The sequence below is a fragment of the Streptomyces sp. NPDC001868 genome (genome assembly GCF_040297125.1).
GTDB lineage: Bacteria > Actinomycetota > Actinomycetes > Streptomycetales > Streptomycetaceae > Streptomyces.
This window is the reverse complement of record NZ_JBEOYO010000055.1, coordinates 1-13129: the sequence shown is the minus strand read 5'-3', so window position 1 is coordinate 13129 and position 13129 is coordinate 1. Positions and strand designations below refer to the sequence as shown.

Sequence of the window (13129 nt, the reverse complement as noted above, 5' to 3'; positions counted from 1 at the left end):
AGGTCACTGGCGGCTGACCGTACGCGTCACACCCGTGACGACCGTCGTCGCCAGGATCCAGCCGGTGATGACGAGCACGTACGACAGCCACTGCGACCAGTCGTCGGGCGCGTAGGCCCGCTCCTGCCCGAAGTCGATGATCGGGAGGAGCAGGTCGAGGGTGTAGAAGACCGGGTTGAAGTCCGGGGCCTCGTCCGCCTTGAGGGGGCTCGGCGGGTGCACCTTGTACGCCACCGAGCCCACCGCCATCAACGACAGCAGCCAGACGGCCGCGCGCAGGGGGCGGAAGCCGTAGCCGACGGTGGCGTCCTGGGCATAGCCCCAGAGCCGCCCGTACCAGCTGAGCGTGGCGCGATGGCGGCGCTGCTTGGCGAGCTGGACCCGCCGCGCCGCGTCCTCGTCGCCGATCCTGCGGTAGGCGGTGGTCAACTGCTCGTAGGAGTACGGCAGATACGTCTCGCCGTCGCTCTCCAGCATGGGGAGCCGTCGCTGGGCGGGCTCGTGCGGGATGAGGGAGGTGTAGGTGAGGCTGTTCAGAAGGACCTGCTCCGGCAGCATGTCCGGCTCCACGAACAGCACCTCTATCTGGGCGCGGCGCAGATTGAGGACGCCCTCCACCGCCGGGCCTTTGCGCAGCCACAGTTCACTGATGACGGAGCTGCTCACGCGCAGCGCCGTACCCCCGGGGTTCGACAGCCGGGCGTACGACAGGTCCAGCCAGCCGCCCACCCGGGCACCGCGCAGCTCGACCCGGCCGCGTACGTCGGCGTGCCGCAGCACGACATCGGACTCGGTGGCGAGTGCCGACGCGCCGAGGGCGATGCCGCCCGGCCGGTGCAGGCGTGCGCGTTTCAGGTCGACCGCGCCGGCGACATGCGCGCCGCCGAGCTGGACCTCGCCGTCCGCGCGCAGGCCGGGAGCGCACAACTCCTCACCGATCTCGGCCTGATTGAGCCGTAGCGCGGGCTCGTTGTCCGGCGCGGTGAACTCGGCCCGCTCCATGAAGAGGGTCCCGGAGATCTGCGCCCCGGTGAGCTTCACCGGCCCCCGGAACCGGCACTCCGTCAACCGCAGCCCCCCGTCGACCCGCATCCGGGCCGAACGCAGTCCGGGCAGCACCGACTTGGTCAGATTGACGTAGGTGAACTGCGCGCCCGAGAAGTCGGGGACCTCGTCGAAGTGGCACGCGCTCAGCCGGACGACGCTGTCCACCGTCGCGTACTTCAGATCCAGTCCGCCGGTGATCCACGCGCCCGAGATCTTGAGTGCGGCGATCTCGCCCTCCGCCTGGGGCGCGGTGAGCAGCAACGCCCGCAGCACCCGCGCCCGTACGGTCCGCTCGGGGCCCCACCCGGCGCCGTCGGTGGTGGCGTCGTCCTCGGCGGTCGTGAAGTCCACCGCCGCGCCCAGCGGAAAGGCCTCCCACACCCGTCGTTCGGCCGCCGTCAGATCGTTGATCATCATCACTCGGGACTCTCACCCGAAACGCTTGTAGCTGTCAACAACCGGGATCCGGCCGCGCCCCGGCGGCCGGATCCCGGTCCACGTCTGGTCGACCCGCCCGGCCGGCTAGTGGGCCCAGGCCTCGTCGTGGGCCCGGTGCGCGTCCGTGAGACCGTTCGTGAAGAACCGCTCGTAGTACTCGTTCTCCACGTGATGGACCTGGAGCCACACGCCCGGGACATGGATGGCGTCCGTGTGGGCCGGGAAGCGGCCGTGGGTGCGGAGGATGTACTCGCAGATGTCACGGGCGCAGTCGATCACCCGCTCCTCGTACTCGCTGGCCTCGGTGAGATAGCGCTGCCCGTAGTCCTCCCGGTAGATCCGGGCGAAGACGTCCCGGTCGGTGTAGACGCCGTTGCGGCCGAACTTCTCCTGGACGATCGTCTCCACGGCCTCCGACATGCTCCCGAACATCGGCGGGCAGGCGGCGGCGATCAGCGGGGCGCCGCCGTCGGGGGAGGGGAGCCGGACCGGGTGCGAGCGCACCTGGGCGTACTTCGGCAGCGGGATGTGCCAGCGCCAGATGTCGGCGGGGCGCCAGCGCGGGGTGACGAAGTCGAAGCCGAGCATCCTGCCGTACGCCCGGGAGAACTTCGGGTCGCCGAGGGCGATCTGCGGGTTGATGGTGGCGTGGATCCAGGCGCCGAGCCCCATGGCCTCGGCCGTGAGCATCAGGTTCTGCAGCAGCAGGTCCGCCTCGATCTGGGCGCGCATCGGGCCGAGCGCGCCGAGGGGCAGCTTCAGATCCCCGTTCAGGAAGCCGCTCTTCACCCACTTCTTGACCCCGGCGGGACGGTAGAAGTTGCGGTCGTCCACGAGGGTGGGGCGGGCGCCGTCCGGCTGCGTGAGCAGATACATCAGCGCGTTCACGTACTGGTGGGAGAGGTCAACTACCGGGAACAGCAAGGTCGTTCCGGGGAGGTTGGACAGGAAGCGGTTCGAGTCCAGGTACGCCGGGAAGTCCCGCTTGCCCGGCGCGACGTCGAGGCGGTGGTCCAGGACCTTCACCTTCGCCCGGCGCGCCCGGGCCACCAGGGTCTCGGCGTCGAACGGCTCGTCCGGCGCGGGCGGCAGCCTGCGCAGGAAGTACGTGCCCGAGTCGTTGACCAGGAAGAAGTGGGTGCCCTGGGCGTTGTCCGGGCTTCCGGCGGTGCGGCCCGCCATCGTCAGGTTGGGCTTGGACATGATGGGTGTGCCGTTGTCCGGGTCCTCGAAGGGCCGGTCGGGCATGGTGAGCCCCGTGGTGCCGGTGATCGCGATCAGCACCGCCTCCTCCAGCTCGGAGAGCGGCTGCACCGGGTTGCGGGACGTGTAGGTCATGGTCCCGGCGGACACCTTGGCGCCCCGGCTCACCCGGTGCGTACGGCGCCGCCACACGGTCCGCAGCAGTGGGCGCCCGAAGAGATCGGCGAGCCCCGGGTGGGTGGTGGCACCGGCGATGCCCGGCGGCTCCTGCACCGCCAGGTGCTCGCCGGCTCCGACCGCCGCGGACAGGTCCCCGCCTCCGGGCAGCTCGGACTGGTTGTCGGTGAACGTCATGCGCTTTCCCCCGTTGTCGTTCGGACCCGGGGCATGCCACACCCCGGGTCGTGTGTCACGGCGTCATGGTGAACCGCCGTCGCTCGTACGGCTGTTGCTCGTGCCGCTGTCGTTCGGACGGCTGGTGTCCGTACCGCCGTCGCCCGCGCCCCCGCTGCCGGCACCGGTGCCCCCGCCGCCCCCGTTGCCGGTACCGGTGCCGCCGTTGCCGGTCTCGCGTACCGTCCGCCACGGCGCGAACGCGCTCGCGTCGCGCGGCAGGAGCGGTGCCAGCTCCGGGCAGTGGCGCAGGACGACGGAGTTCATGCCGCCCTTCTCGACCCAGTCGATGCCGAGCGGGGTGTAGACCTCCGGCCGGTAGTCGACGGTCAGGAACCGGTCGCTCTGCAGGCGCCGGCTGGCCATCAGGATGAAGACGCGGAACGCGGTGTCGCTGAACCCGAAGCCCTCCGGCGGGTTCTCCGCGAACAGTCCGACCACCGTGTCGATCTCGTCGACGTCCCGGTAGACGTCCTTCAGCCGCGCCAGTGTCTCGGGGTTCTCGGTCAGCTCCTCGAAGGAACGGATCCGCCCCCGGTGCAGCCCGGCCCGGAAGTCGTTGTAGCGCGGCACGCCCCGCCTGCGGGTCCGGACGAGGTCGACGACCGACAGGTCGACGATCTCCCCGTCGCGCTCGAAGCGTTGCAGCGAGCGCGGGAAGTTGTGCAGCGTGATCGCGCCGGGGTGGGCGATACCGAACGAGTACAGCGCGTTCGCGAGCCCCGTCTTGCGGATCTGCGCCTCGGCGGCCCCGCCCTGGATGTCCATGAACCCCACGGTCTCCAGCCGCCGCCCGAACTGGTGCTCCCGCAGCTCGTAGTCGTCCGGGATCAGCGGATGCATGCGGTAGACGGTCGTGAAGTCCTCGGTCAGCGAGTACGGCGCCGCGTGGTGGTCCGGGAGCGTCTTCGGGATGCCGGTCAGCGAGTGCGCCTCGAACAGCCACAGGCCCAGCTGGTTGAGCCATTTCCTGGGCGGGCCCGACCAGTTGGTGCGCAGCGCGAGATCGATCGCCTCGGTGGCGAGGATCGCCGGGGTCCACTCCACGGTGTGGATCTTCGCGATCAGCGCGGACACCACGAGCCGGGCCGTGTGGTAGATCCTCTCCTCGCTCATCGACGGGTACTCGGCGCGCAGCGCGTCGCACACGGCGTTGTGCTCCCGCGCGAACAGTGTGTGCAGCGAGCTGAGCCCCATCCACCAGCTCTCGTTGAACCCGGTGAGCGGGATGCCGTTCGGGCTGCCCGGCAAGTGGCCGTCCTCCAGGCGGAGTTTCGCGCCGCCGCCCGGCTCGCGCAGAAAGCGCGCGGTCTTCTCGTTCTCGCCGTACACCTCGGAGCCGTCCCACCAGTGCGAGGCGGAGTTGGCGAACAGGATCGGCGGGCGGCCGGGCACTTCGACGCCCTCGTTCTCCGCGAACCGCATCACCCGCTCCGTCGGCCCGCCCGGCACGTTCTGCCAGCCGCCGTCGAAGCCGGGCGGCAGTGGCACCTCCACACTGCGGTCACCGGTCCTGTACCGCCGGTGGTTGACCCAGTCGTGCACCTGGAACTGGATCCACGCCGCCGCCAGCACATTGAGCGAAGTCGCCGGCACGAAGCTCTCCCGGTACAGCAGCTGCCTGCTGACCGTGACCGGGTTCGGGGTGTCGAAGGTGTCCGGCCGGTAGTCCGGCTTCAGGTTCCGGCCGAAGGCGGCGCCCACCGCGCCCATCGCCGGATCCGACAGATCGTTGTACGTCCCGTCGTACGACCGTTCCGTGCGCAGCCGCTCCGGGACCGGCTCCGGCGCGGGCTGGGCCTTGGGCGGGGCCTCGCGCACCTCGGTGTCGATCAGGTTCAGCCGGCGCAGCACCTTCCGCAGGAACATCAGGTTCAGCAGGCTCAGCGACAACGGCAGCCGGTGCCACGGCACGACACGGTTCAGCAGCCCGAGGACGGCACCCACGGGGCGGGCGAGCAGTCTGTTGCGCAAGGGCTCCGGGGTGACGAAGCGCAGCCCGAGACGGTGTGCGCCGCTTGACCGGTACCCCGCCTTCCGCGCCCGGTTGATATTGCCCAATGGCCGGAAATCATCCGTCGTGTACCAGGGGTTGAAGGTCAGCTCCTCGACGCGCCGTGCCGCCGCCCGTGCCTCGGCGCCGTCCAGGTCCTGCGCCGGAACGGTGAGCCGGGCGATCGGCACCGCCGGTGCCACCGCGTCCTTCCACTCCACCGACGCGTCCTCGATCGGTGTGCGCCGCTCGTCCACGTAGCGCTGCACACACAGGTCGAACGCGATGTCCGCCTGCCCGAGCCGTCGCGCCAGCTCACGGTGGAGAAAGTCGGGGTCCCGGCGGTCGGGTTCGGCCGCCGTCGGTGTGCCGGGCGCGGGCCGCAGCAGATAGCGGACGGGCCCTGCCTCGCCCCACAGGATGGCGCCACGGCTCCAATACGTCTCATTGGCTAGGGAGTTGACGGTCCGTCGGGTGGCCGCCCGCACATTGCGCCGCATCCGCGTCGCCGTCCCGAGCCCCACCGCCAACGGCAGCTTCACGAACAGCCCGAACGCCTTCCGCAGCGGACTCCGCGCCCCCGCCATGGCTTTGGCGAACGCCACGAACTCCCGCGCGTCACGCGCGTGCGACACCGGATAGCTGGTGGCCAGCAGGTCATGGCTCACGCCCTCCGCCACCCGCACCCGCACCGCCGCGCCCCGCAGGTCCGGCGAGCCGTCGCCCTGCCGGATACCGCTCGCGTTGGACAGCCGGACCACCGCCGGATAGTCGGCCCCCGGCCGCGCGAAGCCCACCCGCAGCGCCACCGGCAGATCGTCGTGGAACCGCAGCCGCGCGTTCTCCACGCCCAGCGGAGCCTTCGCGTGGAACGCCCGCGCGATGTCACCGCCCCCGGCCCGCCGGTTCCTGACCTGGACCTCCATCAGCTCCCGCGCCAACCGCTCGAACACGAGCCGCTCGGCCTCGGGGCTGCCCCCGTCGTACCGTTCGTACCGCTGACCGTGCTGCCCTGTCTCGGCCATCGCCGTTTCCCCCTGACGGACGCGCTGCGTACGCACACGCACTCATGCGCACGCGCTGCATACGGGACAGGGGCCGCACGCTACCGGCGGAAGGGTTCCGGCCACAGCGACAGTTCACGCCATGTACACATCTGACGATAATGCGGGTGAATATCACATTGCGTCATGTCGCGGGCGCCCCCGAAGGGGCGCGGGGAACCGCGCGACAAGCCACGAAGCGGCCGCGGGGAGCCATGAACAGAAGGCACCCCTCACCCCCGGCGGGTGTCTGGGGGCGGCAGCCCCCAGACACCCGCGCCGCCTACTTCGTCGATTCCACCGCGTGTCCGCCGAACTGGTTCCGCAGCGCCGCGATCATCTTCATCTGCGGCGAGTCGTCCTGCCGGGAGGCGAACCGGGTGAACAGGGACGCGGTGATCGCCGGGAGCGGCACCGCGTGGTCGATCGCGGCCTCCACCGTCCAGCGGCCCTCACCCGAGTCCTCGGCGTAGCCGCGCAGCTTGTCCAGGTGCTCGTCCTGGTCGAGCGCGTTCACCGCCAGGTCGAGCAGCCAGGAGCGGATGACGGTGCCGTCCTGCCAGGACCGGAACACCTCGCGGACGCTGTCGACCGACTCGACCTTCTCCAGCAGCTCCCAGCCCTCGGCGTACGCCTGCATCATGGCGTACTCGATGCCGTTGTGAACCATCTTGGAGAAGTGCCCCGCACCGACCTTGCCGGCGTGGACATAGCCGTACGGCCCCTCCGGCTTGAGCGCCTCGAAGATCGGCTGGAGCCGCTCGACATGCTCCTTGTCGCCGCCGACCATCAGGGCGTAGCCGTTCTCCAGGCCCCACACGCCACCGGAGACACCGGCGTCGACGAAGCCGATGCCCTTCGCGCCCAGCTCGGCCGCGTGCTTCTCGTCGTCCGTCCAGCGGGAGTTGCCGCCGTCGACGACGGTGTCGCCGGGCGAGAGCAGCCCCCCGAGTTCGTCGACCACGGACTGGGTGGCACCGCCCGCGGGGACCATCACCCAGACCGTACGCGGCGCGTCGAGGCCCTCGACCAGTTCGGCCAGGCTGCCCACGTCGGAGACATCGGGGTTACGGTCGTAGCCGACGACGGTGTGGCCGGCGCGGCGGATCCGCTCGCGCATGTTGCCGCCCATCTTGCCGAGACCGATCAGGCCCAGCTGCATCGCTGTCATGTCAGTGCGCTTCCTTCTGTGCGTCAGAGGCAGGGGCAGGCCGGTCGCCGCCGCGCAGGGCGACCGCGTACATCTCGTCGGCGTCCAGGCGCCGCAGTTCCTCGGCGATCAGCTCCGAGGTGGCGCGCACCTTCAGGGCGAGGGTGCGGGACGGCTGGCCCGGCAGGGTGAGCGTGGCGAGCGGGCCCTCTGGGCGGTCGATGACGACATCGCCCTTCGCGGTGCCGAGGCGCACCCCCGTCACGACCGGCCCGGCGGTCAGGACGCGCTCGACGGAGACACCGAGACGGGCCTCCAGCCAGCGGGCCAGCAGCTCGGCGCTCGGGTTGTCGGCCTCGCTCTCCACGGCGGCCGAGGTGATGGTCTCCTTGGCCTGGTCGAGGGCGGCCGCCAGCATCGAACGCCACGGCGTCAGCCGGGTCCACGCGAGGTCGGTGTCCCCGGGGGTGTAGGAGGCGCTCCGCTGTTCGAGCGCGGCGAGCGGGGACTCCACGGCGTACATGTCGGTGATCCGGCGCTGCGCGAGCGCGCCCAGCGGGTCCTTCGCCGGGTTCTCCGGCGCGTCCACCGGCCACCAGACGACCACCGGCGCGTCCGGCAGCAGCAGCGGCAGGACCACGGAGTCTGCGTGGTCGGACACCTCGCCGTACGTCCGCAGGACGACCGTCTCGCCGGTGCCCGCGTCGGCGCCGACGCGTACCTCGGCGTCCAGGTGCGACTTGGTGCGGTCCTTCGGGGTGCGGGCGTGCCGCTTGATGACGACCAGGGTGCGTGAGGGGTGCTCGTGCGAGGCTTCCTCGGCCGCCTTGATCGAGTCGTAGGCGTTCTCCTCGTCCGTCACGATCACCATCGTGAGGACCATGCCCACGGCGGGTGTGCCGATGGCCCGGCGGCCCTGCACCAGGGCCTTGTTGATCTTGCTTGCCGTGGTGTCGCTCAGGTCGATCTTCATGGCCTGCGCCAGCTCCGTCCGTCTCGTGCGAGCATCTCGTCCGCTTCCTCGGGTCCCCAACCGCCCGAGGCGTACTGCGCGGGCCTGCCGTGCTTGGCCCAGTACTCCTCGATCGGGTCGAGGATCTTCCAGGACTCCTCCACCTCCTGATGGCGGGGGAAGAGGTTGGCGTCGCCGAGCAGCACATCCAGGATCAGCCGTTCGTACGCCTCCGGGCTGGACTCCGTGAACGACTCGCCGTACGCGAAGTCCATGGTGACGTCCCGGATCTCCATCGAGGTACCCGGCACCTTCGAACCGAAGCGGACGGTCATCCCCTCGTCCGGTTGCACCCGGATGACGATCGCGTTCTGGCCCAGTTCCTCGGTGGCGGTGGAGTCGAACGGGGAGTGCGGGGCGCGCTGGAAGACGACCGCGATCTCGGTGACCCGGCGGCCCAGGCGCTTGCCCGTCCGCAGATAGAAGGGGACGCCCGCCCAGCGGCGGTTGTCGATGCCCACCTTGACCGCCGCGTACGTGTCCGTCGTCGAGGAACGGTCGATGCCCTCCTCCTCCAGATAGCCGAGCACCTGCTCGCCGCCCTGCCAGCCGCCCGCGTACTGGCCGCGCACGGTGTGCAGGCCCAGATCGTCCGGCAGCCGCACGGCCTTGAGCGCCTTCAGCTTCTCCGTCAGCAGCGACTCCGCGTCGAACGCCGCCGGTTCCTCCATGGCGGTCAGGGCCAGCAGTTGGAGCAGGTGGTTCTGGATGACGTCACGGGCCGAGCCGATCCCGTCGTAGTACCCGGCCCGGCCGCCGATGCCGATGTCCTCGGCCATCGTGATCTGGACGTGGTCGACGAAGGACCGGTTCCAGATGGGCTCGTACATCTGGTTGGCGAAGCGGAGCGCCAGGATGTTCTGGACGGTCTCCTTGCCGAGGTAGTGGTCGATGCGGAAGACCTGCTCGGGGTCGAACACGTCGTGCAGGACCGCGTTCAGCTCGCGGGCGCTGGCCAGGTCGTGGCCGAACGGCTTCTCGATGACCGCGCGCCGCCAGGACCCCTCGGGCGGATGGGCGAGCCCGTGCTTCTTGAGCTGCTTGACGACCTTCGGGAACATCGAGGGCGGCACGGAGAGATAGAACGCGAAGTTGCCGCCCGTGCCCCGGGAGCCGTCCAGTTCCTCGACGGCCTCGCGGAGCCGCTCGAACGCCGCGTCGTCGCCGAAGTCGCCCGGGATGAACCGCATCCCCTCGGCGAGCTGCTGCCAGACCTCCTCACGGAACTCGGTGCGGGCGTGCTCGCGGACCGCGTCGTGCACGATCTGCGCGAAGTCCTCGTCCTCCCAGTCCCGGCGCGCGAACCCCACCAGCGAGAAACCCGGCGGCAGCAGACCCCGGTTGGCCAGGTCGTACACGGCCGGCATCAGCTTCTTGCGGGACAGGTCACCGGTCACCCCGAAGATGACGAGCCCGGACGGGCCCGCGATCTTCGGGAGCCGGCGGTCGCCCGCGTCCCGGAGCGGGTTGAGCCACTCGGCGGTCATTCCCCATCAACTCCTTCGCTGTTCGAGGCTTCGCCCTCACGTCCGGCACGTCCGGCACATCCAGCGGGTCCTGCCGTGGTCGCTTCGGTGGTCACGGTGATCATCTTCCTTCAGGCGCTCGTGTCAGCCGCGTACGGAGAGGAGTGATTCCTCGGCGGCGGCGACGACGTTCTCGGGGGTGAAGCCGTACGCGGCGAACAGGGTCCTGGCATCGGCGGAGGCGCCGAAGTGTTCGAGGGAGACGATGCGGCCGTGGTCACCGACGTAGCGGTACCAGGTCAGACCGATCCCCGCCTCGACCGCCACGCGGGCCCGCACGGACGGCGGCAGCACGCTCTCGCGGTATGCGCGCGGCTGTTCCTCGAACCACTCCACCGACGGCATCGAAACCACCCGCGTCCCGGTCCCCCCGGCCTCCAGGCGCTCCCGCGCGGCGACGGCGAGCTGCACCTCGGAGCCGGTGGCGATCAGGATCACGTCCGGAGTCGCGGTCGAGGACTCCCGCAGGACGTAACCACCCTTCGCGGCCCCGGAGTTGGGCGCGTACGTCGGCACGCCCTGGCGGGTGAGGGCCAGCCCGTGCGGGGCCGGGTTCGTGGCGTGCCGCTTCAGGATCTCCGCCCAGGCGACCGCCGTCTCGTTGGCGTCGGCCGGGCGGACGAGGTTCAGCCCGGGTATGGCCCGCAGGGAGGCCAGGTGTTCCACCGGCTGATGGGTGGGGCCGTCCTCGCCGAGACCGATGGAGTCGTGCGTCCAGACATACGTCACCGGGAGCTGCATCAGCGCGGACAGCCGGACGGCGTTGCGCATGTAGTCGGAGAACACCAGGAACGTGCCGCCGTAGATACGGGTGTTGCCGTGCAGCGCGATGCCGTTCATCTCGGCGGCCATGGAGTGCTCGCGGATGCCGAAGTGGACGGTGCGGCCGTACGGGTCGGCCTCCGGGAGCGGATTGCCCGCCGGGAGGAAGGACGACGTCCTGTCGATGGTGGTGTTGTTCGAACCGGCGAGGTCGGCGGAGCCGCCCCACAGCTCGGGTATCACCGCGCCCAGCGCCTGGAGCACCTTGCCGGACGCCGCCCGGGTCGCCACCGACGCGCCCTCCTCGAACACGGGCAGCGCCTCCTCCCAGCCCTCGGGCAGCCGGCCCGCGACCACCCGGTCGAAGAGCCCGGCCCGTTCGGGGGAGGCGGCGCGCCACTCGTCGATCCGCCTGTCCCAGGCGGCGTGCGCCTCGGCGCCCCGGTCGAGCGCCCGGCGGGTGTGCGCGAGCACGTCGTCGGCGACGTCGAAGGTCCTGTCCGGGTCGAAGCCCAGGACCCGCTTGGTGGCCGCGACCTCGTCCTCGCCCAGCGCCGAGCCGTGCGCGGCCTCGGTGTTCTGCGCGTTCGGGGCCGGCCAGGCGATGATCGTGCGCATCGCGATGATCGAGGGGCGTGAGGTCTCCTCCCGCGCGGCCAGCAGCGCGTCGTACAGGGCGTGCACATCGACGTTGCCGTTGAACGCGGGTTCGATCCGCTGCACATGCCAGCCGTACGCCTCGTACCGCTTCAGCACGTCCTCGGAGAACGCGGTGGCCGTGTCGCCCTCGATGGAGATGTGGTTGTCGTCGTACAGGAAGACCAGGTTGCCGAGCTTCTGATGGCCCGCCAGCGACGAGGCCTCGGCGGAGATGCCCTCCTCCAGATCGCCGTCGGAGACGATCGCCCAGACGGTGTGGTCGAACGGGGACCGGCCCTCCGCGGCCTCCGGGTCGAACAGACCGCGCTCGTAGCGGGCGGCCATCGCCATGCCGACGGCGTTGGCGACACCCTGGCCCAGCGGACCGGTGGTGGTCTCCACACCGGCCGTGTGCCCGTACTCGGGGTGGCCCGGTGTCTTCGAACCGTGCGTCCGGAACGCCTTCAGATCGTCCAGCTCCAGCTCGTACCCGGCGAGATAGAGCTGCGTGTAGAGGGTCAGCGAGGTGTGGCCGGGGGAGAGGACGAAGCGGTCGCGGCCGGTCCACTCGGGGTCGGCGGGATCGTGACGCATCACCTTCTGAAAGAGCGTGTACGCGGCGGGCGCGAGGCTCATCGCCGTTCCCGGATGGCCGTTGCCGACTTTCTGCACGGCGTCGGCGGCCAGCAGTCGGGCGGTGTCGACGGCGCGCCGGTCGAGTTCTGTCCAGTTCATCTTCAAGAAGTCCTCGATGGAGACGGCGGATTCAGTCTGGCGTCTTCAAAAGTAAAAGTCTGACTTTTGTCGGGCCAGGTCGTGGTGTGCCAGCCTTCGGTGAAACTGGGACACGGACACGACGCGGCGGCGAGGACATGACGGACAGAGACTTCCCGGACGGCGACCGGATCAAGACCTTCCCGTTCCCCGTGGACCGCAGCCTCTCCGGTGTCGGTATGCAGGTCGGCCCGATGGACGATCGCGGGCCCTGGCAGGCGGACATACCCCTGGACGGGGTCCACCGCATCGACTTCCACGTCGTGATGCTGTTCGACGGCGGCCCGGTGCGCCACATGATCGACTTCACCGAGTACGAGGTGGGCGCGGGCGAACTGCTGTGGATCCGCCCGGGGCAGGTGCATCGCTTCTCACGCGCGACCGAGTACCTCGGTACCGTCCTCACCATGCAACCGGGCTTCCTGCCCCGCGCGACCGTCGAGGCGACCGGCCTCTACCGCTACGACCTGCCGCCGCTGCTCCGCCCGGATCCGGCCCAACTGGCGGGCCTGCGCGACGCGTTGGCCCAGCTCGCACGCGAGTACGTCGACACCGCCACGCTGCCGCTCAGCCTCCACACCGCCGTGCTGAGGCACTCCCTGACGGCCTTCCTGTTGCGCCTCGCCCATCTCGCCGCCGGCGCGGCCGAGGCGGAGCGCCGGCCCGACGACACCACCTTCAGCCGGTTCCGGGACGCCGTCGAGCGGGGCTTCGCCGCCAACCACAGCGTCAGCGCGTACGCCGACGCGCTCGGCTACTCCCGCCGCACCCTGGTCCGCGCGGTCCGCGCCGCGACCGGCGAGACGCCCAAGGGTTTCATCGACAAGCGGGTCGTGCTGGAGGCGAAACGGCTGCTGGCCCACACGGACCTGCCGATCGGCCGGGTCGGCGTGGCCGTCGGCTTCCCGGACCCGGCCAACTTCTCCAAGTTCTTCCATCTGCACACCGGGACCACGCCGGTGGCGTTCCGGGCGGAGCTGCGCTGACACGACACGCGGCGGTCGCCGGGCTGGACGGCGAGGGGCGGGGGCCCCCCGCGGGGGGGGGCCCCCCCCCCCCGCGGGGGGGGGGGGGGGCGGCGATTTAAAAAAAAAAAGAAAAAAAAAAAAAGAAAAACGCCACGGGGAAGGGGTGATAATAAAGAAGGTG

At 70.5% G+C, this 13129-nt stretch carries 8 protein-coding genes; 1 reads left to right on the top strand and 7 read right to left on the bottom strand.

Annotated elements, in window-relative coordinates; genetic code table 11:
* Positions 1-3: 3 nt before the first annotated feature.
* The 7 genes from ABT147_RS38640 to tkt all read right to left on the bottom strand — a co-directional run bounded on the left by ABT147_RS38640 (position 4) and on the right by tkt (position 11941).
* On the bottom strand, positions 4-1464 hold the full coding sequence (locus ABT147_RS38640; RefSeq protein WP_351415317.1) for a pentapeptide repeat-containing protein: 1461 nt from the start codon (positions 1462-1464) through the stop codon (positions 4-6).
* Positions 1465-1569: 105 nt separating this feature from the next.
* Entirely contained in the window at positions 1570-3042 is a 1473-nt protein-coding gene (locus tag ABT147_RS38635; protein WP_351415315.1) for a hypothetical protein, read from the bottom strand.
* 63 nt (positions 3043-3105) lie between these two features.
* Positions 3106-6099 (bottom strand): peroxidase family protein, encoded by a 2994-nt coding sequence (locus ABT147_RS38630; RefSeq protein ID WP_351415312.1) that lies wholly within the window; start codon positions 6097-6099, stop codon positions 3106-3108.
* Positions 6100-6400: 301 nt separating this feature from the next.
* Complete coding sequence (gnd, locus tag ABT147_RS38625) at positions 6401-7279, bottom strand: phosphogluconate dehydrogenase (NAD(+)-dependent, decarboxylating) (RefSeq protein WP_351415385.1); 879 nt, start codon at positions 7277-7279, stop codon at positions 6401-6403.
* A gap of 10 nt (positions 7280-7289) precedes the next feature.
* Positions 7290-8240: a glucose-6-phosphate dehydrogenase assembly protein OpcA gene (opcA, locus tag ABT147_RS38620; RefSeq protein ID WP_351415310.1), complete on the bottom strand. Its 951-nt coding sequence runs from the start codon at positions 8238-8240 to the stop codon at positions 7290-7292.
* Complete coding sequence (gene zwf, locus ABT147_RS38615) at positions 8237-9766, bottom strand: glucose-6-phosphate dehydrogenase (protein ID WP_351415307.1); 1530 nt, start codon at positions 9764-9766, stop codon at positions 8237-8239. The genes opcA and zwf overlap by 4 nt, the downstream gene beginning before the upstream one ends.
* Positions 9767-9889: 123 nt before the next feature.
* Positions 9890-11941 (bottom strand): transketolase, encoded by a 2052-nt coding sequence (gene tkt, locus ABT147_RS38610; protein WP_351415305.1) that lies wholly within the window; start codon positions 11939-11941, stop codon positions 9890-9892.
* 137 nt (positions 11942-12078) lie between these two features.
* On the opposite strand from tkt, the gene ABT147_RS38605 reads away from it, so the two are divergent.
* On the top strand, positions 12079-12966 hold the full coding sequence (locus ABT147_RS38605; protein ID WP_351415303.1) for a helix-turn-helix domain-containing protein: 888 nt from the start codon (positions 12079-12081) through the stop codon (positions 12964-12966).
* Positions 12967-13129 lie beyond the last annotated feature (163 nt).